The sequence below is a fragment of the Nonomuraea sp. NPDC059023 genome (assembly GCF_042740095.1).
In the GTDB taxonomy this organism is placed as follows: Bacteria; Actinomycetota; Actinomycetes; order Streptosporangiales; family Streptosporangiaceae; genus Nonomuraea.
Window position 1 is genome coordinate 52,448 of record NZ_JBHYIO010000027.1, and the last position, 22,381, is coordinate 74,828.

Annotated in this window: 20 protein-coding genes; 13 read left to right on the top strand and 7 right to left on the bottom strand. The window is 70.9% G+C overall.

The features are described from left to right. Window positions 1-137 precede the first annotated feature (137 nt). Window positions 138-1,664, bottom strand: a complete 1,527-nt coding sequence (locus ACFWYW_RS37420) for an MFS transporter (RefSeq protein WP_379626279.1) — start codon at window positions 1,662-1,664, stop codon at window positions 138-140. 103 nt (window positions 1,665-1,767) lie between these two features. Here ACFWYW_RS37420 and ACFWYW_RS37425 point away from each other — a divergent pair, with 103 nt between their 5' ends. Then, window positions 1,768-2,373 (top strand): TetR/AcrR family transcriptional regulator, encoded by a 606-nt coding sequence (locus tag ACFWYW_RS37425; RefSeq protein ID WP_379626277.1) that lies wholly within the window; start codon window positions 1,768-1,770, stop codon window positions 2,371-2,373. Continuing rightward, a complete protein-coding gene (locus ACFWYW_RS37430) occupies window positions 2,370-3,479 on the top strand; it encodes an alpha/beta hydrolase family protein (RefSeq protein WP_379626275.1) in 1,110 nt (369 codons plus the stop codon). The genes ACFWYW_RS37425 and ACFWYW_RS37430 overlap by 4 nt, the downstream gene beginning before the upstream one ends. Before the next feature lie 37 nt (window positions 3,480-3,516). On the opposite strand, the gene ACFWYW_RS37435 is transcribed toward ACFWYW_RS37430, so the two are convergent. Both ACFWYW_RS37435 and ACFWYW_RS37440 read right to left on the bottom strand, forming a co-directional pair. Then, the gene (locus ACFWYW_RS37435) at window positions 3,517-3,720 is read right to left on the bottom strand and encodes a cold-shock protein (RefSeq protein WP_184964720.1); all 204 of its coding nucleotides are present in this window, start codon (window positions 3,718-3,720) and stop codon (window positions 3,517-3,519) included. A 162-nt stretch (window positions 3,721-3,882) separates the two neighbouring features. Further along, window positions 3,883-4,431 (bottom strand): GNAT family N-acetyltransferase, encoded by a 549-nt coding sequence (locus tag ACFWYW_RS37440; protein WP_379626273.1) that lies wholly within the window; start codon window positions 4,429-4,431, stop codon window positions 3,883-3,885. 134 nt (window positions 4,432-4,565) lie between these two features. Here ACFWYW_RS37440 and ACFWYW_RS37445 point away from each other — a divergent pair, with 134 nt between their 5' ends. Together ACFWYW_RS37445 and ACFWYW_RS37450 are read left to right on the top strand one after the other, a co-directional pair. Continuing rightward, window positions 4,566-6,494: a tetratricopeptide repeat protein gene (locus ACFWYW_RS37445; RefSeq protein WP_379626271.1), complete on the top strand. Its 1,929-nt coding sequence runs from the start codon at window positions 4,566-4,568 to the stop codon at window positions 6,492-6,494. Next, window positions 6,491-6,631 carry a hypothetical protein gene (locus tag ACFWYW_RS37450; protein WP_379626269.1) on the top strand — a complete coding sequence of 47 codons (141 nt, stop codon included), beginning with the start codon at window positions 6,491-6,493 and terminating at the stop codon, window positions 6,629-6,631. The genes ACFWYW_RS37445 and ACFWYW_RS37450 overlap by 4 nt, the downstream gene beginning before the upstream one ends. 63 nt (window positions 6,632-6,694) lie before the next feature. Here the strand turns inward: ACFWYW_RS37450 and ACFWYW_RS37455 are convergent, their stop codons facing one another. Beyond that, window positions 6,695-7,960, bottom strand: coding sequence for a serine hydrolase (locus ACFWYW_RS37455; protein WP_379626267.1), 1,266 nt, complete (start codon window positions 7,958-7,960; stop codon window positions 6,695-6,697). A 90-nt stretch (window positions 7,961-8,050) separates the two neighbouring features. Between ACFWYW_RS37455 and ACFWYW_RS37460 the strand changes: the two genes are divergently transcribed. The 5 genes from ACFWYW_RS37460 to ACFWYW_RS37480 all read left to right on the top strand — a co-directional run bounded on the left by ACFWYW_RS37460 (window position 8,051) and on the right by ACFWYW_RS37480 (window position 14,225). Continuing rightward, on the top strand, window positions 8,051-8,575 hold the full coding sequence (locus ACFWYW_RS37460) for a helix-turn-helix transcriptional regulator (protein ID WP_379626265.1): 525 nt from the start codon (window positions 8,051-8,053) through the stop codon (window positions 8,573-8,575). Window positions 8,576-10,614: 2,039 nt separating this feature from the next. Further along, window positions 10,615-11,535 (top strand): ABC transporter ATP-binding protein, encoded by a 921-nt coding sequence (locus tag ACFWYW_RS37465; protein ID WP_379626261.1) that lies wholly within the window; start codon window positions 10,615-10,617, stop codon window positions 11,533-11,535. 26 nt (window positions 11,536-11,561) lie between these two features. Continuing rightward, on the top strand, window positions 11,562-12,329 hold the full coding sequence (locus ACFWYW_RS37470; RefSeq protein WP_379626259.1) for an ABC transporter permease: 768 nt from the start codon (window positions 11,562-11,564) through the stop codon (window positions 12,327-12,329). A 22-nt stretch (window positions 12,330-12,351) separates the two neighbouring features. Continuing rightward, window positions 12,352-13,593, top strand: a complete 1,242-nt coding sequence (locus tag ACFWYW_RS37475) for a sensor histidine kinase (RefSeq protein WP_379626257.1) — start codon at window positions 12,352-12,354, stop codon at window positions 13,591-13,593. Further along, a complete protein-coding gene (locus tag ACFWYW_RS37480) occupies window positions 13,590-14,225 on the top strand; it encodes a response regulator (protein ID WP_379626255.1) in 636 nt (211 codons plus the stop codon). The genes ACFWYW_RS37475 and ACFWYW_RS37480 overlap by 4 nt, the downstream gene beginning before the upstream one ends. Window positions 14,226-14,233: 8 nt before the next feature. Here the strand turns inward: ACFWYW_RS37480 and ACFWYW_RS37485 are convergent, their stop codons facing one another. Next, a complete protein-coding gene (locus ACFWYW_RS37485; RefSeq protein WP_379626253.1) occupies window positions 14,234-15,232 on the bottom strand; it encodes a TerC family protein in 999 nt (332 codons plus the stop codon). Window positions 15,233-15,503: 271 nt separating this feature from the next. On the opposite strand from ACFWYW_RS37485, the gene ACFWYW_RS37490 reads away from it, so the two are divergent. Next, the gene (locus ACFWYW_RS37490; protein ID WP_379626252.1) at window positions 15,504-15,953 is read left to right on the top strand and encodes a nitroreductase family deazaflavin-dependent oxidoreductase; all 450 of its coding nucleotides are present in this window, start codon (window positions 15,504-15,506) and stop codon (window positions 15,951-15,953) included. A 123-nt stretch (window positions 15,954-16,076) separates the two neighbouring features. Here ACFWYW_RS37490 and ACFWYW_RS37495 read toward each other — a convergent pair whose 3' ends face one another. After that, window positions 16,077-19,307, bottom strand: coding sequence for a S8 family serine peptidase (locus tag ACFWYW_RS37495; RefSeq protein ID WP_379627931.1), 3,231 nt, complete (start codon window positions 19,305-19,307; stop codon window positions 16,077-16,079). A 150-nt stretch (window positions 19,308-19,457) separates the two neighbouring features. After that, on the bottom strand, window positions 19,458-20,282 hold the full coding sequence (locus ACFWYW_RS37500) for an oxidoreductase (RefSeq protein ID WP_379627933.1): 825 nt from the start codon (window positions 20,280-20,282) through the stop codon (window positions 19,458-19,460). 143 nt (window positions 20,283-20,425) lie between these two features. On the opposite strand from ACFWYW_RS37500, the gene ACFWYW_RS37505 reads away from it, so the two are divergent. The 3 genes from ACFWYW_RS37505 (at window position 20,426) to ACFWYW_RS37515 (ending at window position 22,275) form a co-directional block, all read left to right on the top strand. After that, a complete protein-coding gene (locus ACFWYW_RS37505; RefSeq protein WP_379627935.1) occupies window positions 20,426-21,130 on the top strand; it encodes a helix-turn-helix domain-containing protein in 705 nt (234 codons plus the stop codon). Window positions 21,131-21,232: 102 nt separating this feature from the next. Next, the gene (locus ACFWYW_RS37510; protein WP_379627937.1) at window positions 21,233-21,757 is read left to right on the top strand and encodes a hypothetical protein; all 525 of its coding nucleotides are present in this window, start codon (window positions 21,233-21,235) and stop codon (window positions 21,755-21,757) included. Between the two features lie 155 nt (window positions 21,758-21,912). Then, on the top strand, window positions 21,913-22,275 hold the full coding sequence (locus ACFWYW_RS37515; RefSeq protein ID WP_379627939.1) for a hypothetical protein: 363 nt from the start codon (window positions 21,913-21,915) through the stop codon (window positions 22,273-22,275). The last annotated feature ends 106 nt before the right edge of the window (window positions 22,276-22,381 follow it).

The window sequence follows — 22,381 nt, forward strand, 5'->3', positions numbered from 1 at the left end:
CCTCCCGCGTTTCCGCCGCCTGCTGACCGAACACACGCCCGGGCCATCCGCGACCGGCCCGACCAGAGTCAGCCGGAGCCGTGGAGCTCCCGGCGGGCCGCGGGGTGAGGGTCAGGGTTCCGACGTGCGCGTTGACGTCATCGAAGTCCGTCGCCGGGGTCGTCCTCGCCCAGGGGACGGACCTGCCGGAGGACCACGAGGCACAGCACGGTCGCCACGACGATGGCGGCGCCGCCCACGGCCGAGGCGATGTTCACCCCGCTGGTGAACGCCTCCCGCGCCGCCCGCACGACCTCGGCGGGCACCTGGCCGGCGACCGAGAGCGCGCCGGCCAGGCTGCCGGTGAGGTGGCCGGCGACCTCGGGCGAGGCGTCCGCTGGAGCGGTCATGCCGGCGGTGTACAGGGCGGTGCTGAGGCTGCCGAGCAGCGCGACGCCGACGGCGAGGCCGAGTTCCTGGACGGTCTCGGACATCGCGGCGGCCGATCCGGACTTCGAGACCGGCGCGGCGCCGACGACCATGTCGGTGCCGAGGGCGGCGATCGCGCCCAGCCCCAGGTAGATGAAGGCGAACCCGGTCACCACGGCCGCGGCGTCGCCGGTGCCGGCCGTCGCCAGCAGCGCGTACCCGATCACGGACAGGCCCAGGGTGGCGGCCATGACCAGCCCCGGGCGCACCCGCCGGGCGACCAGGGGCGCCCCGATGGCGGCGGCGAACATCGCCAGGGCCGGTGGGCCCATCCACAGCCCCGCGGTGAACGGGGTGAGGCCCTCGACGAGCTGGAGGTACTGGGTGACCAGGTACATGGTCCCGCCCACGCCGACGAGCCCGATCAGCAGCACGGTCAGTGCCGCGGAGAAGGCCCGGTTGGCGAACAGGGTGACGTCCAGCAGAGGCGAGGCCAGACCGCGTTGCCTGCGCACGAACACCACGCCCGCGAGCACCCCGGCGGCGAGCAGCAGCAGCGTGCTCGCGTCCGCGCCGTCGGCGGCGGCGTGCTTGATGGCGTAGATGACCGGCAGGATCGCCGCCAGGGACAGGGCGACGCTGGCCAGGTCCAGCCGTCCGGCCCGCGGGTCGGCGTACTCGGGCAGGAGAGCCTTCGCGCCGGCCAGGACGACGATCGCGATGGGGACCGCGATGAGGAACGCCGCGCCCCACCAGAACGCGTCGATCAGCACGCCGCCGACCACGGGGCCCGCCGCCATGCCCAGGGCGAACATCGTGGCCCAGACCCCGATCGCGATCGCCCGCTGGCGCGCGTCGCCGAACATGTTGGAGATCAACGACAGCGTCGAGGGCATCAGTGTCGCCCCCGCGACCCCCAGCAGGGCTCGGGCCAGGATCAGCAGTTCGGCGCTGGGCGCGAAGGCCGCGAACACCGACACGATCGCGAAGGCCGCCATCCCGATCAGCAGGAGGCGGCGCCGGCCGATCCGGTCGCCCAGGGTGCCCATCGTGATGAGCAGCCCGGCGATGAGGAACCCGTAGGCGTCCATGATCCACAGCGTTTGCGTGGCCGATGGATCCAGGGCTCCGGCCATGCTCGGCAGCACCAGGTACAGCACGGTGACGTCCAGGCCCAGCAGCACTGTCGGCAGCGCCAGCAACCCCAGGCCTGCCCACTCGCGCGCTCCGGCGCGCCGGGTCGCGACCTCTGACATGCGTCCTCCTCCGGTTAGATATTTGAACGATAGTACAAGTAGAACTTCCGTTCAAATAGCCGGAAATCGGTATCGCCGTACCGGATTTTGGTACAGTACGGCGATGGCGGTGAGAGAACGAGGACGAGGACGGGCCAGTGGGCGGCGGCAGGATGTGCTGCGGCACGTGGTCGAGGTGATGATCGAGCGCGGGTTCCATCAGACGCGGTTCAAGGACGTGGCCGCGGCGAGTGGCGTGGCGATCAGCACGTTGCAGGTGTACTTCAGCACGCGCGAGGACATGCTGGTCGAGGCGCTGCGCACGTCCACCCGCGCGGAGGTGGACTCGATGAAGGCTCAGGTCAGCGAGCTGAGCGACCCGTGGGATCAGCTGGTCGGGCTGGTCGACCGGGGCTTCGCGACGCCGGTGCCGGTGTGGCGGATGCTGATGGAGTTCTGGACGACGGCCGCCTACGACGATGAACTCCGCTCCTACAGTCACCAGTTGCAGGCGAGCTATCGTGCTCCCTTCGAGGCCGTGCTCAGCGCGGGGATCGCCGGCGAGGCGTTCCGGACCCGTCACGAGGTCGCGGTGATCACCGATCTGATCGTCACCACGCTGGACGGCCTCCTTTACCCCAGCGTTCTGGCTCAGCCGCGGCCCGCCGTACCGGATCTGCGAGATCTTCTGCTGGATCAGCTTCGTGTGACGCTCGGAGTGGCTCGATGAGAACGATCATGGCCGTCCTCCTGCTCGCCGCACTGCTCACGGCGCCGGCCCGACCCGCCGCCGCGACCACCGGCCGCACCCTGCTGGAAAGCCGCCCGCTGGCCGTGCCCGCCGAACTGGCCGCCGCCGGCGCCACGGGCTTTCGCATCCGGTACCTGTCCACCTCCCCGAAAGGCCGCCGGATCGAGGTGACGGGCGCGGTGTTCCTGCCATCGGGTACGGCTCCGCCGGGCGGCCGGCGGGTCATCTCCTGGGCGCACGGCACCACGGGTGTCAGCGATCGCTGCAGCCCGTCCCGTGATCGCGAGCTCGGCGGCTACGGCTATCCCGGCTACCTCGCCGGGTTCGTGCGCAGGGGTTACGCGGTCGCCGCGACCGACTACGAGGGGCTGGGCACCCCGGGCGTACACCCGTACCTGATCGCCGAGAGCCAGGCCCGTTCGGTCGTGGACGCGGTCCGGGCCGCCGGGGACCTGAGCCCTGACGTGTCCCGGGTCTGGCTGACGGTGGGACACTCCCAGGGCGGGCACGCGGCCATGGCGGCCGGCGAGATCGCCGCCGGGTATGGCAGAGGTCTGGACTTCCGGGGAACGGTCGCGCTCGCCCCGGTCACCGACAACCGCCCGTACGTCGACCAGTTGTCCCGGCTGCAGCCCGTCGACCACGGCTACTACATGGCGATGCTGGCCGGGCTGTCCACCCGGCATCCCGGCCTGCGCCTCGCGGACTACCTCGGGCCCCGGGCCCGCCGCGAGTACCCGCGCGTCCACACCACCTGCATGACGGAACTGACGAACCGGCTCACGAAGCTCAACCTGCCGGGCACCGAGTTCACCCCGGCCACCGGCGCCGCGACCGCGAAGCTGCGTGGATGGCTCGGCGAAAACGCGGTCCCCCGCACCCGCTCCGCCGCGCCGATGCTGGTCGCGCAAGGGCTCACCGACGTGCTGGTCTCACCGGCGCAGACCGCGAAAGCCGCCGAGCGCGCCCGGGCACTCGGCACGGCCACGAAACTCATCACCTACCCCGGAACCGACCACTTCCGGATCATCACCTCGTCGGCCCCGGACGTCCTGCGCTGGATCGACACCCGCCTGCGCCGCTGACCCGCGCAGGCGAGCCGGTTGACCGGGGCAGTGAAGGTCAGGAAGGCACGATGTTCTCCGCCTGGAGGCCCCGCTGGCCCTGGACGATGTCGAAGGAGACCTTCTGGCCCTCCTGCAGTTCCCGGTAGCCCTGGGCGGCGATGTTGGAGAAGTGCGCGAAGACGTCGTCGCCGCCGCCGTCCTGCTCGATGAAACCGAAGCCCTTCTCTGCGTTGAACCACTTCACGGTGCCTGTTGCCATGCCTGCTCCTCAGACTTTCGGGTGAAGCCGGATCCCGCGGTCGCGGAAGCCGGCGATCACCCTGGCCCGACGCGGGATGAACGACGAACACCGGGCCACTCCTGGTTCTTCAACACGAAGATACCTCAGAGTAGCGGATCAACTACACAACGCGACGGCGCGTCATCCGGCTCCGGAGGCGTCCGGCTTCCACTCCTGGGCGAGGAGCCCGAGCAGCACCTCGTCCAGGAACGCGCCCATCACCCAGGCCGAGGACCGCAGCACGCCCTCGCGGACGAAACCGTTGCGCTCGGCGGATCTCAGCATCGCGGCGTTGTCCGCCAGGGTCTCGATCTGCAGCCGCTGCAGCCCGCGTACGACGAAACCGTAGTGGCACAGCACCGCGACGACGTCGGTGCCGTAGCCCTGGCCGCGGGCCGCCGGCAGCAGCCCCAGCCCGATGTGCGCGGACCGGCTGTGGTTGTCGATGCCCCACAGGTTCGCGCTGCCGACCAGCGTGCCGCCGTCCAGCTCGATCACGGAGAACGGGACGACGCCGTGCTCCTCGTCGTTCACCACGAGCCGTGAATCCTTCGAGCCGGGCGTGATCGGCCGCCAGGGCCGGCCTTCGGCCCGCGAGGCGTTGACCACGTCGTCGTAGAGCTCGGTCCGCAGGATCGGGATGTCGCTCTCGTGCCGCGCCCTCAGCCCGACCTTCTTCCCCTTAAGCATGCGAGCTTCCTACCCGACGGGGCTGGGCGGCGGCAAATCGATACAGTTGCCGACCGGCTGGAGCTGATCCACGCGGCAGCGACTGATCTTGGCTGGGGCTACGATCAGGCTGGACTCCCGGGAGGTGCGCCATCGTGAACGAGCCCACCGGCCCGCGGTCCGCCGCCCTGGGCGGAGCCAACTCCGGCATCATCATCACCGGAGACGCCGCCCAGCTCGGCGCCTCCGCCCTGCCGCTCCCCCGCCCCGGCGACGTGCCCGCGCCGCGCGGGCTGAGCAACCTCACCAAGCCGCCGGCCCTCGACTTCGTCGGCCGCGCCGACGCCCTCGCCACCCTCGGCGCCGCGCTGACCGGCGCGGCCTCCGTCGTCGTCTCCCAGGTCGTCTACGGATTGGGCGGCGTCGGCAAGAGCGAGCTGGCCCTGCAGTACGCCACGGCCAACCGCGAGCGCTACCGCGTCATCTGGTGGATCACCGCCGAGTCGCCCGAGCAGATCGAGGCGGGCCTGGCCCAGCTCACCCGTTTCCTCGTGCCCGAGCATCCGGTCGAGGTGCCCACCCGCCAGGCCGCCGTCTGGGCGAAGACCTGGCTGCTGGAGCACGACGGCTGGCTGCTGGTCCTGGACAACGTGCACAACCCCGCCCAGGTACGCGACCTCCTGGCCCAGATGCGCGGCCACATCATCGTCACCACGCGGCGCGACCTGGGCGCGCGGGCCTGGCGGGTACGCGAGCTCATCGCCCTGGACGTGCTGTCCCTGGAGTCGGCCACCGACCTGCTCATGCTCAGCGCGGCCGACGGCAAGGACCGCGAACCCGCCACCCGCCTGGCCGCCGCGCTCGGCTGCCTGCCCCTCGCCATCGAACAGGCCGGCGCCTACATCGAGGAAACCCACGGCGACATCACCGCGTACCTCACCAAACTGGACGAGACCTTCGACCTGTACGCGCCCGTGGCCCATCGCGGCGACCCCGAGCAGACCATCTCGAAGATCTGGCGGATCAGCATGCGGGAGGTCGAGCAGACCAGCCCCACCGCCCTGGCGCTCCTGCGCGCGTTGTCCTGCTTCGCCCCCGACGACATCCCGCTCACGCTGTTCGACGAGGCGGCCCTGCGCGACCTGGCTCTGCTGGCGTCCTACAGCCTGGTCAAGCGCAGCGCGGGCGGCGTCGCCATCCACCGGCTGGTCCAGAGCGCGGTCCGCGCGGAGGCCAGGGACGCCCGCCTTCTCGACGCGGCGGCCAGGGACGCGCTGTCCATGCTGCTCACGCGGCTGCCCGAGCGCCGTGCCTTCGCCCTCGACGAGTGGCCCGAGGGGCTGTCGCTGCACCCGCACGCCGTCGCCGTCGCCTCGCTGATGCCGGTCCACAAGCCCTCGATGTCCCTGGGCAGGCTCCTTCGCGACACCAGCCGCCTGCTCAACCTGCACGCCCGGTTCAAGGAGGCCTTCCCGCTGGCCGAACGCGCGCTGACACTGGCCGAGGACCGTTTCGGCCCCGGCCACCCGGCGCTGATCGGCTTCCTGACCAACCTCGCCGCCACGCTCAGCGGCCTGCGCAGGGACGACGCGCTGCAGCACGCCGTGCGCGCCGTCGCCATCGCCGAGGCCTCCCTCGGCCCCGGCCACCGCGACCTGGCCCCCCGGGTCGGCAACCTGGCGGCCGTCTACATCGACCTCGACCGTGCCCACGACGCGCTGCCGATGGCCCGCCGCGCCCTGTCCATCGCGACCGCGACGCTGCCGCCCGGCCACCCCGACCTCGGCCGCCACCTGGGCAATCTGGCCGCCGCGCTGGCGGGCGTGGGCGATCACGAGCAGGCGCTCGCGCTCGAACTCCAGGCGCTGGACCTCACCGAGCGCGCCCTGCCCCCCGACCACCCCGAGCTGGTGGTACGGCTGGGCAACCTCGCCCTGGCCCACAACGCGGCGGGCGACACGCGGCAGGCCATCGGCTGCGCCGCCCGCGCCGTGACCCTCGCCGTCCGCGTCCTCGGCCTCCGCCACCCCACGACCGGCTGGGCCCAGGACCTGTCCCACCGCCTCGTCACCCACCACCCGTGAGCGCGGCGGGCGGTGTAGACGTTCATGCCGGTGAAGTCGAGCGTGACAACGCCGGTTGGCGCATTCTCATGGGCGCGTTCGTGACCGTCGATCTGTCCAACCCCATGGCGTTGTGGCCGCTGTGGGGCTGGCCGTAGGGGTGGCGACCGTCACGTACTGGCTGCGGCGCCGGAAGGAATGTCCCCGGTGCGTTCGGGCGATCAGGTGACGGGCCGGGCGGTGACGTCCTGGCCGGCCCAGTTCAGCGCGACCTCGCCGGTCGCCAGGAAGTCCAGCTCGACCTCACCTTTCATCCTGGCGAAGAAGCGCGTCTCTGACATGGGCCGCAATTCTGTCCTGACCAGTCCTTGCACCTCCACCATCAACTGGTCGCCGTCGCGCGTGACGTGCATCGTGGAGGTGCGGCCCATGTACCGCATCGTGTAGCGGCCGGTGTACCGGTCGAGGACGGCGGGATCGACGGTGACGAAGACCCTGCGGCCGGGCAGCTCGTACGGCTCGCCGCGGGCGACGGCCGCCAGACCGGCCTCGATCTCGGCGAAGGCGGCGTTCTCGAGGTTGGACAGCACCGTCACGAACAGGTCGTCACGACGGTAGTGCGCCGAGACGCTGACGAAGCCGATGGCGCCGCCCGCGCTTTCGACCCGGTCACCGCGTACCGCACAGCCGTAGCCGTAACCGGTCCCGTCTGCCGCCGTGTGCGGCTTGACCAGCTCCGCGAGCGATTCGGGGCGCAACAGGCGGGGCAGGCCGCGGTTCCAGCGGTGCAGGTCCTCGGCCGTCGAGTGCAGGGCCCCCGCGGCGTCCTGGCTGGAGGAGTGCACGCGCGGGGTGCGGGTGAGGCGGCCGTCGCTCGCCATGTGACCGAGAGCGTGTCCTTCCGCGGGATCATCGGTCAGGCCGCTGCGCTCCATGGCCAGCGGGCCGAAGACATGCCTGCGCAGGTACGCGCCGTAGGTCAGACCGGACGACCGCTCGATCACCTCGCCGAGCAGGACCCATCCCGAGTTGCTGTAACTCATCCGCGCGCCGGGCTCGAACAGCGGGGGCCGGTCCTTGAACCCGGCGATGAGCGCCTCTCTCGTGCGCGGCGTGCCCATGACGCGGGTGAAGTCATCGGTCGTGACGTAGTCGGGGATGCCCGAGGTGTTGGTCAGCAGGTGGTGCAGCGTGATCGTGTCGCCGTGCGGGTAGCCGGGCAGGTGGTGGCCGATCGGGTCGGTGACGCGGAGCCTGCCCTCCTCCTGCAGGCGCAGGATCGCGATCGCGGTGAAGGTCTTGGTCTGGGAGCCGATCCTGAACGCCGTGCGCGGCGTGTTGGGCACGGCGTGTTCGTGGTCGGCGTGGCCGTACCCCTTGGCGAAGAGGCGGCGATCCCCGCGCGCGACCAGCACCGCGCCACTGAACCTGCCGAGCCGTGTGTACGCGCGGACGAGCGCGTCCATCCGCCGGGAGCGGAAGAACATGCGTACCTCCATTTTGCATATTCAAGTTTGACCATAAGAGCATGCGGCGGCTGATATGGTCAACCTTGACTATCGCGTGGAGGTGTTCGAGTGTCGTCGACCCGGTTGCTCGTGCTGGGCGTCCTCCATGAGGGGCCGCGTCACGGATACGAGATCAATCAGCTCGTTACGGCCGGGGCGCTGGAGCGGTGGACCGACGTGAAGGCGGGATCGGTCTATCACGCCCTGGCCAAGCTGGAGAGCGAGGGGCTGGCCGAGACGCATGCGGAGGAGCGCACCGGCGATCGGCTGCGCCGCGTGTACGCGATCACGCCGGAGGGCCGGCACGCACTGCGCGACCTGCTGCGCAAGGCGCTGTCCGCTCCCCCGCACTCCGCCACGTCCGGCTTCGCGCTGGCGCTGCGCTGGCACACGTTGCTGGACTCGGGCGAGGCGCGGGAGCTGGTGCAGGCCTCCTTCCTGGCGCTGGAGAGCCGGCGGGCGGAGCTCGCCGCGGGGCGGACGGCCAAGGAGGGGCTGTCGCCGCTGGCCGACGCGCTGTTCGACAACGCCGAGGCGCATCTGGCCGCCGACGCGAAACTCCTGGAGGACATCCGGCGCCTGCTCGGCCCATGACAGGTTGATCGACGATCGTCGCGAACCACTCGCCGGCGATGAGGTTGCGCCCCTGGCATGGTGGCCGATCCCGGCGAACAATGCGCTGGAGGGGGTGACCGATGGCGGACAGGATCCGGGTCTTGCTCAACAGGGGCGTCATCAGCACCGGCGAAGGTGCCTTCAACATCGTCAGCAACGTCGTCCAGGCTCCGCCCCCGGTCCCGGCCGCCAAGGTGCGGGCTCCGCCCCGCGTCGTACGGCTGCGCTCGACCCGCGCCGCCGCCCGCCTGTTCGTCGGGCGGGAGAAGGAACACGCGGCACTGGCCAAGGCCCTGAGGCGGCGTTCCGGCGGGAACGCCCAGGTCCTGACCGGGCTGGGCGGGATCGGGAAGTCCACGCTCGCCCTGCGGTACGCGCTGGCCCAGGTCGGCCGGCGCAACCCCGTCTGGTGGATCGACGCCGAGGATCCGGCCCAGATCGACTTCGGCCTGGAAGCGCTCGCCAGGCGGCTGTACCCGGAAGGCTCGCCGGAGCGGCCCGTCGAGTGGGCCAGGCAGTGGCTCGCCGGCCACACGGGCTGGATGCTGATCCTCGACAACGTGACCCGGCCGGCGGAGGTCGCGGAGCTGATCGGCTCGCTTCCCGGCGGGCGGTTCCTGGTGACCAGCCGCCAGGGCGTCGGCTGGGACGACATCGCCACACCCATCCGGCTGGGCGTGCTGTCCGCCGGCGACGCCGTACAGATGCTGGACAGGCGGGTGGCCGATCGCGGCCTGCTCGACGGCGGCGAGGAGTTGTGCGCGGCGCTCGGCGGGCTGCCGCTCGCGATCGAGATGGCCGGGCACTACATGGCCCAGAACCACGTCTCCGCGCGGACGTATCTGCGGCGCCTTTCCGGCGACGGCGCGGTGCTGGACTGGACGCACGCGGGCGGGGACCTCGACCGGACCGTCGCGCGGACCTGGCAGGTCACCCTGGACCGGATCGCCGCCCAGCACGGGCCGCTTCCGGGGCGGATCCTGGGCACCCTGGCCTGGCTCGCCCCCGACGACATCCCGATCAGCCTGTTCCCGGACGAATCCAAGGCCGCCGCCGGGCACCTCGCCGCGTACGGGCTGGTCACCCGGTCCGGCGACGCGCTCTCGGTGCACCGGCTCGTCCAGGCCGTCAGCCAGGACCCCGGGTCCCGGCACCGGGCGGTCCAGGCGTTGCGGACCGCCTGGACCGATGGACCGGAGCCGGCGGCCCGGCTGGCTCCGCACATCGCCGCCTTCATCGCGGCAGGCGGCCTCGCCGAGCTCGACGGCACCTCGGCCGATCTCGCCGTCGCCTACGGCGTCCACCTGGCGCGTACCGTGTCGAGGCAGGAAGGCATCGCCTTCCTGGACAGGACCATCGCCGCGCACGCGGGATCCGCCCACCCGGCCCTGCTGTCCCTGCGGACGACCCTGGCCATGCTGCGCATGCCGCTCGATCCCCTCGACGTCACGATCGGCGCGTTCGAACGGCTCGTCGCGGACAAGCGGCGGGTGCTCGGCCCCGGCGCCCTCGACACCCTGGAGACCCGGCTCGAACTCTGCGGCCTGTACGCGCGGCGCGACGAGGACCGCCGGGTCTTCGCCCACTACCGGCAGCTCGCCACCGACGCCGAACGGGCCCTGGGCAAGAACCACTCCCTCACCCTGCAGACCAAGTGGGACCTGGCCGAGGCCTACCTGAACGCGGACCGGACGTGGCGGGCCGGCCACACGATCGTGGTGCTCGTGCTCTGGTTCACGGTCCTGACCGGCCTCGAAGAGACGCGCGGCCGGGACGACGAGGTGACCCGCCAGATCGGCTTGACCATCGCCAAGTACGTGAGCACGCTCGCGCTCCACGACGATCCGGGAACCAGGAGGGTCCTGCGCCTGGTCGGCGCCGCCGAACGCATCCGCCGCCGTCGGATGAGGGCTTGTGTCTTCGCGGTGTGTCGGGCGCCGAACCACCGATCGGTGGATCGCCAGGTCCCGCCCCCTGGTCGATGCCGGAAAAGCGCTGGTCATAGCAGGCTGAGGCGCATGCCACCAGTAATCGAGGTACGGAACCTCCACAAGCGCTACGCGGACAAGGTCGCCGTCGACGACGTGTCGCTCACCATCCAGGAGGGTGAGATCTTCGGCATCCTCGGCCCGAACGGCGCCGGCAAGACCACGACCGTGGAGTGCGTCGAGGGCCTGCGCATGCCGGATCGCGGTGAGATCAGGGTGCTCGGGCTCGACCCCCTCCGGGACCGCGCCGAGCTGACCCGGCGGCTCGGCGTCCAGCTGCAGGCCGGACACCTGCCAGAACGGCTCCAGGTCGCCGAGGCCCTGGAGCTCTACAGCTCCTTCTACCCCCGGCCCGCCGACTGGCGCGCGCTGCTGAACGACCTGGGCCTGGCGGACAAGGCGAAGACCAGGTACGGCAAGCTGTCCGGCGGCCAGAAACAACGGCTCTCCATCGCGCTGGCGCTCATCGGCGGTCCCCGGGTGGCGATCCTCGACGAGCTCACCACCGGCCTCGACCCGCAGGCCCGGCGCGACACCTGGGACCTGATCGAGGGTGTCCGCGCCCGCGGGGTGACGATCGTGCTGGTCACCCACTTCATGGAAGAGGCGGAACGGCTCTGCGACCGGCTCGCGCTGATCGACGCCGGCCGCGTCGTCATGGTGGACACCCCGGCCGGTCTGACCGAGCGGGCGCGCATCGGGCAGCGGATCCAGTTCCGCCCGTCCAGGCCGATGGACGACCGCCTGCTGACCGGCCTGCCCGACGTCTCCGGCGTCACCCGCCAGGGCGAGCTGGTCATCGTCAGCGGCTCCGACAACGCGCTCAACGCCGTCACCACCGTCCTGGCCCGCAACCAGATCGTGGCGGAACGGCTGCGCGTCGAGCAGGCGAGCCTGGAGGACGCCTTCGTCCAGCTGACCGGCAAGCGCCTCGAATCCGGCTCCCGCTAACCGATCACCGAGAGGACCTCACACCCATGTCAACCCTGCGCACCGCCGAGCCGGGTTCCGCCACGTGGCGGCTCGTCAAGGCCGAGAGCACCCTGTGCGTCCGGGACAAGGTCGCGCCCCTCTGGGGCATCGGCTTCCCGCTGATCCTGTTGATCATCCTCGGCAGCGTCCCCGATCTGCGGGAAACCGTGGAGGGCGGCGGCGGCCTGACGTACTTCGACCTCTATGTTCCTGTTCTGATCCTGTTCAATCTGGCCATCCTGGCCACGGCCTCCCTGCCCACCACACTCGCGGGCTACCGGGAGAACGGCGTGCTGCGGCGCATGAAGACCACGCCGGTCGGCCCGGCCCGCGTGCTCGCCGCCCAGCTCGTCGCCAACTTCGCCATCGCGGTCATCGCGATGGTCCTGTTCCTCGCGACGGCCTGGTTCGGCTTCGGCGTCGACCTGCCGAAACACCCTCTCGGCTTCGCCCTCGCCTGGCTGCTCGCGGCGGCCGCGCTGCTCTCGATCGGCCTGCTGATCACCGCGCTCGCGCCCGGCCGCGCTCCGGCCACGGCGATCGGCACGGTGTTGTTCTTCCCTCTGATGTTCTTCGCCGGACTCTGGATGCCGATCTCGCAGATGCCGCCGCTGCTGCGCGACATCGCCCACTACACCCCGCTCGGCGCGGGCATGCGGGCCTTCCAGGACGCCTACCTGGGTGACTTTCCGTCGGTCGTGCCGCTGCTGACGCTTGCGGCCTATGCGGTGGTCTGCGCGTTCGTCGCGGTCCGCTGGTTCCGCTGGGAATAGAATCTCGCGGGGAGAGGGAGTTGTGAGCAGGAAGATCTCGATTTCGCGGGAGCCGCCGTTCCTGCTGGTCAACGTGGTGCCCTACACGCTGCTGGCGCTGCTCGTCGCGATCCTGCTGATCGTGGAGGACTGGGCGGGCGGCGCCCTGCTCGTCGACCTCGGCCTGTGCGGGCTGGCGGCCGCGTGGATGCTCGGCATGTTCACCCTGCGTCCCGGCTGGCGGAACCGGCCGCGGATCATGGCCGCGTTCGTCGCGGGGGTGCTCGTGATCACCGCGGTCCTGGTGGCCAGGCACCCCGCTTTCGGGCTCTTCACCCCCGCCGCGTACATCTACTCCTTCACCGTCCTGCGCTGGCCGTGGCGGCTGCTGGGCGTCGCCGCCGCGGCGGTCCTCGCCGGTACGGCGCAGGCCTCCGGCATCCCCAAGACCGACGCGCTCGGCGTGGCGATGCACGTGACCATCATCGCGTTCAACATCGCCCTGATGTGCGGCTGCGCCTGGGTCCTGCGGCTCGCCGAGAAGGAGGAGGAGCGGCGCGAGCAGACCCTCGAAGAGCTGAGCCGGACGAACCGGCTGCTGGAGGCGTCGCTCGCCGAGAACGCCGGCCTGCACGCCCAGTTGCTCGCCCAGGCCAGGGAGGCGGGCGTACTCGACGAACGCCAGCGGATGGCCCGTGAGATCCATGACACGCTGGCGCAGGGGCTGACCGGCATCATCGCGCAGCTCCAGGCGGCCGAGCAGATGCACGAGGTCCCGGCGCCGTGGCTGCGGCCGTTCGACGCCGTGAAGAACCTGGCGCGGGAGAGCCTGGCCGAGGCGCGGCGCTCGGTCGACGCGCTGCGGCCGGAACCGCTGCAGGCCGCGCGCCTGAGCGACGCGCTCGTCGCCGTCGCCGGCCGGTGGTCGAAGCTGCACGGCCTGCCCGTCCAGGTCACGACGACCGGTACGGCGCGGCCGATGGTGCCCGAGGCCGAGTTCGCGCTGCTGCGCACGGCGCAGGAGGCGCTGGCCAACGTGGCCAGGCACGCGGGCGCGAGCAGGGTCGGGGTGACGTTGTCCTATCTGGAGCAGGAGGTGGCGCTGGACGTGCGCGACGACGGCAAGGGCTTCGATCCCGCGAGCCTCGAGGACGGCGGGTTCGGCCTGACGATCATGCGGCAACGGGTGGAAGGGCTGTCCGGCAGCCTGCGGATCGAGTCCGAGCCCGGCGCCGGCGCCGGCATCTCGGCCTGCGTCCCCTGTCCTGCTGGAATCATCACATGATCCGGTTGCTGATCGCCGACGACCATCCTGTGGTCAGGGACGGGCTGAGCAGCATGTTCGCCTCCGCACCCGGATTCGAGGTGCTCGGCGCGGCCGCGAACGGCGCCGACGCGGTACGGCTCGCCCAGGAGCTCAGGCCCGACGTGATCCTGATGGACCTGCGCATGCCCGGCATGGACGGGCTGAGCGCGATCGTCGAGCTCGCCCGGCTCGGCGTCACCGCGCACGTGCTGGTGCTGACGACCTACGACTCCGACGCCGACGTCCTGCCGGCGATCGAGGCGGGCGCCACCGGCTACCTCCTCAAGGACTCCCCCCGCGAGGAACTGCTGCGCGGCGCGCAGGCCGCGGCCAGGGGCGAGAGCGTGCTGTCCCCGACCGTGGCCGCCCGGCTCATGAACCGGATGCGGGCGCCCGCGCCGCAGTTGCTCAGCCCGCGCGAGCTGGAGGTCCTCGAACTCGTGGCGGCGGGCAACACCAACCGCGAGGCGGCCGCCCGGCTGTTCATCACCGAGGCCACCGTCAAGTCCCACCTGCTGAACATCTACACCAAGCTCGGGGTGAACGACCGCGCCGCCGCCGTCACCGAGGCGTTCCACCGCGGCCTGCTCGTTCCGCGCACGGACTCCTGACCCGGAGGTCAGGACTGCGGGCTGCCGGTTCGCTCGCCGGCGCTCAGGCTGGTGATCGTGACGATGGCCAGGACCGCGATGATCACGCCGAGTGACATCAGGGTGGGGATCTCGGGGATGACGGGCCAGATGCCGTGGGCCCAGTGCAGCACCAGCTTGACGCCGATGAACGCCAGGATGACGGCCAGACCGTGGTTGAGGTGGCGCAGCCTGGCCAGGGCGCTCTGGAGGACGAAGTAGAGCGCCCGCAGGCCGAGCAGGGCGAAGGCGTTGGTGGCGAAGACGAGGAAGGGGTCCTCGGTGACGCCGTACACGGCCGGCACGGAATCGACGGCGAAGACGATGTCGGTGACGAAGACGGCCACCATGGCCAGCGCGAGCGGCGTCAGCGCCCGGCGCCCGCCCTCCCGCACCACCAGGTGTGAGCCGCGGTAGTCGTCGGTGACCGGCATGAGGCGGCGCAGCAGCCGTACCGACCGCATACGGGAGATGTCGACCTGCTGCTCGTGCCCGGCCACCGCGTCCTTCATCACCTTGCCGGCCGTGGCGATGAGAATGGCGCCGAACAGCAGGAACGCCCACGTCCCGCTCTGCAGGACGGCCGCGCCCAGCGCGATGAAGATCGCGCGCAGCACGAGGGCGCCGATGATGCCGAACAGCAGCACCCGCTGGGCGTAGACGGCCGGAACGGCGAAGGCCGACAGCAGCAGCATGAAGACGAACAGGTTGTCCACCGACAGCGACTTCTCCACCACGTACCCGGTGAAGAACTCCACCGCGGTCCCGGAGCCGAACGCCTGCCACAGATACACGCCGAAACCCACCGGCAGCGCGAGGTAGAACAACGACCACCCCACGGCCTCACGCATCCGCACCTCGTGCGGGCGCCGCGTCAGGACGAAATCCACTCCCAGCAGGACGACCAGCGCGGCCACGGTGATCGCCCACAACGACGGTGTCCCGATCGTCGGCAGGTCAGCGGAAAGAACGGTTGCCACAACAGGCACGGAGAGCCTCCTCGAACGTACGCGGCCGTTCGAGGTCTCCTTCACCCGCGTCCACGCGGGCGGCCGTCCGGGGACGTCCCATCACGTCCGTACTGACCGGGCCGGCTCTTACGAAGTACTCCCCTCGCACCGCCAGCCTAGTTCAGGGTCCTGAGTGGCAAAAACCCTGGTCACCTCCCCATAGGCGGGAGGATGTGTTGTGATCGTCTGGAGGACGGTCGCTGTGCCGGACTTCGCAACATCATCCGTAGGCGACGATGGGATGGACGCGATGGCTGTTGAGGGCGAGTACGGGCCGAGTCCGCGGCAATGGGTGCGCGAACAGGTCGAGCTGTACGAGAGCTCGGGCGGCACCGAGGGGACGACGCTCTGGGACACGGGACTGCCGGTGATCATCGTCACGATGCGCGGCGCGAAGAGCGGCAAGATCCGCAAGATCCCGCTGATGCGCGTGGAGCACGAGGGACGGTACGCGGCCGTGGGATCGAAGGGCGGTTACCCGGCTCACCCGGTCTGGTACTTCAACCTCAAGGCCAACCCGCACGTGGAACTCCAGGACGGGCCCGGACACCAGAACATGACGGCCAGGGAGGTCACCGGGGACGAGCGGGCCGAGTGGTGGGAGCGCGCGGTCGCCGCGTTTCCGCCGTACGCCGAATACCAGGAGAAGACCGACCGGCTGATCCCCGTCTTCGTGCTGGAGGCGGCGGCCGGGAGCTGACCACCTGGCCGGGGGCTTCCCAGCCGCCGCTGAACGCGCTCACCAGGCAGTTGACCTCACGGAAGTCCTGCCGGGGTGGCTGATCCGGGTGGAGCTGCGGTTCCACCCGGATCAGCCCGGGGCTCAGCGCACCCGGAACGCGCGCTCCACGGTCTGGGTGACCGTGGCGCCCGCGCTGTCGCGTGCCGAAAGCCGCAGGGAGACCGTGTCGCCCGAACGCGGCAGGTTCAGCAGGAGCGCGTGCCAGCTGTCACGGCCCGTAGGCACGACCGCGACCCGATGCCAGGACGTCCCGTTGGTGGAGACCTCCGCGGTGACCTTGGTGATCGGCTTGGTCGCGCCCTCCATGCGCTGCAGCCGTAGCGGCAGGGTCATCAGGCCGGGGCGGGTGGCGTTGTTCAGGTCGAGCTTGGGCTCGGCCCGCAGGACGAACACCGGAACCGGGCCCGCGCCCGCCGAGGTGAACGACCACTCGGTCGTGAGCTTGGACGACAGCTCGGTGGCCCTGGGGTCGGCCGTGCCCTCGACGCGGAGCTGGAAGCGCCCCGAGCCGGGCGCGGTGGGCAGGTTCACGGTGAAGTTGGGCAGCTTGCCGGCCGTCGCGACGACCTTGCCGTCGCGCAGCAGCGTGGTGGTGCCGTCGCCGTAGTCGCTGCTGCCGGTGACGCGGTCGCGTCCGGCCGCGTGCCACAGGGGCAGGTTGCCGACCTCGAACTCGGTGTCGGTCCTGGTGATCAGGGTCCGCTCATGCAGGGCCGTACCCACGACCCCCGAGTTCCATCGCTCGTGCTCCTCACGTCCGGCGCGGAAGGTGCGGGCGTCGGCGTACTCGACCGTCTGGTGAAGCCGTCCGCTCGGCATCGTCTCGAAGGCGCGCTCCCAGGGAATGCCGGGGGTGAAGTACCAGGACTGGGTCACGGGCAGCGCGGTGACCACCTGGCTCCAGCCGGTGAAGCCGTCGCCGAGAGGTCCGCCCGCCATGGGCCCCGCGCCCGGCGCGCCGGTGGCTCCGGCCCGCAGGGTGGCGAGGTCGGCGCGTACCTTGCCCAGCTCGCGGTCACGCGTGCGCAGTTCCCCGGGAACCAGGCCCTCCTTGCGCAGCACGAGGTTGTACACGTAGGGGCTGTCGGTGAACGTGCCGTCCGAACGCAGGGCGGCGAGCTGGGTGAACTTCTCGAAGCGGAACCCGGACGTCTTGTTCGTGGTGGGCGCGACGCGGAAGCGCAGCGGGTCGGGCGGGACGTTGCGCGGAAGGGAGAAGCGGTCGATGGCGAAACTCGCCGACCACTCCTTGCCGTCCTGCCGCTTCTGGAAGAAGACGAACTCCTCGCCCGCCGTCCTGGCGTCGGGCCGGTCGGTCTTGACCTCCATCATCTTGGCGGTCCTGGCGTCGAAGACGACCTCGCGGTCGGCCTTCACCTCCAGGCCGGTGATCGGCACGACGCTGAGTTCCGCGTGCCCGTCGTCGAACTGGGTCCGCATGATGGTGTAGGCCAGGTAGCGGCCGGCGGGCACGCGGATCGGGCCCTCGCTGTCGCCGTGGTTGATGCCGAGCTGGATGAGCGGCCCGCCGTTCTCCGGCATCAAGGTCATCGGCATGAAGTCCTCGGAGTCGTCGGGGACGGTGCCGAGCTGGTCGATCAGCTTGACGTGCAGGTCGTAGCTCTCCGGCTCCTTGCCGAAGCTGACCAGCGTCGACAGGGTCACGCCCTCGGCCGAGGCGGTGATCCGCCCGCCGTACGCGGTGGCGGAGGCCGCCTTGGGCGCTGCGGTCACGGTGACCGGGGCGGTGCCGCCCGCCGGGACGGTGACCTGCGTGGCGCCCAGCGTGAACACACCCTGCGGCGCGGCCTTGCCCTCGAGGTCGGTGGCCTCCAGGGCGAGGTTCAGGGTGACGGGGGCGGTGCCGGTGTTGCGGTAGGTGAGGGTGCGCTCGATGGCCTTGTCCTCGTACGGCCAGCGCAGGTGACCGAAGGCGACCGTGCCCGCGTCGGCCGTGATGCTCTGCCGTACCGCGTGGGCCACGTCGAGACGGCCGGTGCCGTACTCCCAGACGCTGCCACCGGTCTTGGCCGAGGTGACCAAGGCGGACTTGAGCTCGCGCGAGGTCCAGCCGGGGTGCTGCTGGGCGAGGATGGCCGCGGCGCCCGCGACGTGCGGGGTGGCCATCGAGGTGCCGGACATCCGCACGTGATCGGCGCCGCCCGCCTTGGCCGCGGTGATGGCCACGCCGGGAGCGGTCAGGTCGGGCTTGAGCGCGAAGTCGCCCGCGCGAGGACCACGGCTGGAGAAGCCGGCGAGCTTGTCGTCGAAGTCCACGGCGCCGACGGTGAGCGCCGCGTCGGTGCTGCCGGGGCTGCCCAGGCTGCCCGGCCGGGGGCCTTCGTTGCCCGCCGCGATGACGAAGAGGATGTCGCGCTCGGCGGAGTAACGCTCGACCGCCTGCTCCAGCGGGTCCAGGCCCGCCTGGTCGGGGGCGCCGAGGCTCATGTTGATGATCTTGGCGCCCTGCTGGGCGGCCCAGTCGATGCCCTCGATGATGTCGGAGGTGTAGCCGCTGCCTCTGTCGTCGAGCACCTTGCCGTTGAGCAGCCGGACACCCGGCGCGACGCCCTTGCGCGCAGGCGTGCCCGCCACGCCCTGACCGGCGATGGTGGAGGCCACGTGGGTGCCGTGACCGGCACGGTCCATGGCGTCGGCGCTCTCGCTGAAGTTGGCGGAAGCGTCCACGCGCCCGGCCAGGTCGGGGTGGCGGTCGTCGACGCCGGTGTCCAGGACGGCCACCTTCACGCCCTCACCGGTGAAGCCGGCCTTCCACGCCTCCGGGGCGCCGACCTGCGGAACGCTGCGGTCGAGGGTGGCCTTGACGGGGGCGTCCAGCCACACCTTCTGCACCGACCGGTCCTGGCTGAGGTGAGCCCAGGTGGCGCCGGCCGTGGCGACGGCGTTGATGGAGGCCAGCGGGCGTGCGCCCGACAGCGCTGTCATCGGTGCCGCGCCCTGACGGTACTGCACGATCAGCGGCAGTTGCTTCTCGCCGAGACCGTCCTTGATCAGCTGCGGGACCCGGAAGAGGTTGCGGTCGAGCAATCCCCTGGCCACGTCGCCCGCGACGTCGAGCGGGATGAGCGTCCAGTCGTCCTTGGTGCCCTCGGTGATGTAGCGGACGTTCGTCCGGCCGGGACCGGCCGTGAAGGTGATCCGGCCGCGGTCGACGCTCACCCGGTCGCCGGTGACCAGCGTGACGCTCTTCGCGGCGGCAGTGTCGGGTGGGGGTGTTTCCGCGCTTGCCGACGGGGTCGCGGCCAGTGCCGCCGCGAGGACGGCCGCCGCGACTAAGGTTCTGCCTACCATGATTGACTTCCTCTCTTCCTGACGAGGAGAGTCGATCAAGGGTTAGATCCGCCGACAAGTAGTCACGGTGGCGGTTTCGGTCATGTCATAACTCCGCCACCGGGCGATGACGGTCTCATGGACCGCTCAGCCCGAGGCGGGCGGGAAGACCTATTTGCCGGAAAAGTTCGTGACGAGCTTGTCGAACTCGCGGTCGGTCAACGTCCTGTTGAGCTCCAGGAGCCGGTCGGCCATCCAGCCCACCGCGTAGCGCGTGGCGGGCTTGCCGGCCTCGACGGCCTCCCTGATCACGGTCGCGACGACGCCCGGGTCGGAGCCCTGGGTGTCCGCCCCGAGCTGCGACTCGGCGCGGACGGCCATCGCCTCGGCCACGGCGCCGTAGGCGGTCGCGCCGGAGATCTCGCGCAGGTCCCGCGGCGTGTGGTCTTCGAACTCGGTCTTGATGATGCCGGGCTGGATGATCACGACGTCGATGCCGAACGGCTCGACCTCCATGCGCAGGGTGTCGGAGTAGGCCTCCAGCGCGTGCTTGGTCGCGTAGTACCAGCAGCCGAGCGGCAGCGCGATCTCGCCCCCGATGGAGGAGATGTTGATGATCGTGCCGGACCCCTGTTCGCGCATGTACGGCAGGGCGAGCTGCACCAGCCGCGCGGGCGCGAACACGTTGACCTCGAACTGGTCGCGCGCCTGGTCGATGGAGACGTCCTCGGCCGCGCCGTGCAGCACGGTCCCGGCGTTGTTGATCAGCACGTCGATGCGGCCCCGCTCCTCGGCGACGGTGCCGATGACCCGTTCCAGGTCTTCCGGCCGGCGTGCGTCCAGCGCCAGCGCGTGCCCGCCGGCGTCGCGGATGTCGTCCATCTTGTGTACGCGGCGGGCGGCGCCGTAGACGATGTGGCCGGCGCGGATGAGTTCGAGGGCGGTGGCCTTGCCGATCCCGGCGGAGGCGCCCGTGACGATGACGACCTTTTCCATGATGGCTCTCCTCTTCGTTCCGAGGAGAAGGCTAGGATCGCCCTTGGCCGGAGACAACTCGCGAAAAACATAACCGCAGGTAGACAGCCTCAGACTGGTGCAATGAACGTGCAGCTGAGTGCAACAAGAGGAAGACGGATCACATGCCAGGAGACCGGCTGACGGCCGAGGAACGCCGCCGCATCGCCGAAGGGATGGCGGCCGGCCTGACGTACGCGGAGATCGCCCGCAGGCTGGGCCGTCCCCGATCCACCGTCACCCGCGAGATCGCCAGGAACGGCGGCCCGCACGGCTACCTGGCCGCCCGCGCGCAACACGCGACGAGCTGGCGCGCCCGCCGCCGCAGGCGCACTCCCCACGCCGGCGTGACCGCCGCCCACGCCGGTGACGCCCCCACGGTCAGGGAGTTCGAGGAGCGGTTCGTCGCCATGATGATCGAGAGCGGGATGGCGCCCATGACGGCCAAGGTGTTCGCCGCGCTGTTCATCAGCGAGGGCGGCAGCCTCACCGCCGCCGAACTGGTCCAGCACCTCCAGGTCAGCCCGGCGACCATCTCAAACGCCATCAGGTGGCTGGAGCTCAGGGAGATGGTCGCCCGGGAGCGCGAGGCGCGCCGGATGCGGTACGTCATCGACGTCGACGTCTGGTACCGCACCTGGTCGGCCAGCGCCCGGTCGATGGCGATGTGGGCCGCCACCACCCGGTACGGCGCCGGGATCTTCGGCACCGACACCCCCACGGGCGACCGGCTCCACACCACCAGCCAGTTCTTCGAGCTCCTCGGCCACGACATGGCCCAGGCGGCCGAGCACTGGCGCCAGGCCCTGTCCATGCAACGCCGGCGATGACGACCGGTCGCGGCGTCGGATCGGCCCGCGTGGCCCCGGCGATCGCCGTGCCGTGAAGGGCGGCGTGACCTCGATGAAACCGTCGCGGACCACACTGAGGAGATGCGTTCCCTCCTCTCGCTGCTGGCGCTGATCGTGCTGTCCGGCTGCGGCTCCAGCGCGACGCTGAGCCAGGCCGTCATCGACCAGGCCGCCCGGCAGGGTGTGGCGCCCGAGCTGATGTACGTGGTGGAGCTGCCCGGGTTCGAGCTGGCCGAGCAGTCGGTGGGCGCGGTCGGCGACGACGGGTTCGGCGCCGTCTACACCTCCACGGACGGCAGGCAGGTGGAGTTGCGGGTCGACCGGCCACCGTACAGGTGTGTGGGGACCTGCGAGCGCGACGGCGACGGCTGGTACACCGAGCACGAGGGCAATCAGGAGTACGTCGCGGTTCGCGCCGGCCACTACGTGCGGCTGGTCTGTCAGGCCGGGCAGGTGGACCGGGCCGTGCTGAAGCGGGCGGCCGAGGGAGCCAGGCCGGCCGTCGGCGACGGAACGCCCTCACCGCCGCCAGGCCCCGTCGAACGCGGTGACCTGCCGCGCAACGGCGACGGCGCGCCGATCCAGCGGACCGGCCCCGGCGGCTGAGCCTGCCGACGAGCCCGCCACCGCCCGATCAGCCGGGGCAGGGCGGGCCAGCGAGGTTGATTGGAATTGATTGTCTTTTCCGCGCGCCCTGAAGCCAATCAACACCCGGGTGGTAGACCGAGATCGACTCGCACTCCGTCGAACAGAGGAGATCCATGAAACGGATGATGAGCCTGGCCGTCATCGGCGCCGTGGCCGCCACCCTGTCCGCAACCGGTCCCGCGCAGGCCGAACCAGTCCTCCAGTCAAGCGCCACCGCCTCGTGCCCCAGCGGCGCGGTGTGCCTCCAGGAACCGGACGGTTCCATAGCGCGCCGGAACATCTGGTACTCGTACGGCGCACACAATCTGGTGAACGTGTACGGCACCAAGATCCTCATCAACAGCCAGACCGGCGGAGCCGGCTTCCAGATATGCAAGGGCTACAACGGCGCCGATTGTTACCCCGTACAGCGCGCCACGGGCGCCTACGCCCCGTACGACTTCACGCCCATCAACTCGATCGTGCTGGTGAGATAGCCGCGCGGCCGTGGGGGGCGGCGCCCCGCGCCGCGCGGGGGCCCCCGCGGGGGCGGAGGGGCCCGGGGGGGGGGAGGAGAGAGTGAGGGGGGAGTTTAGAGGAGAC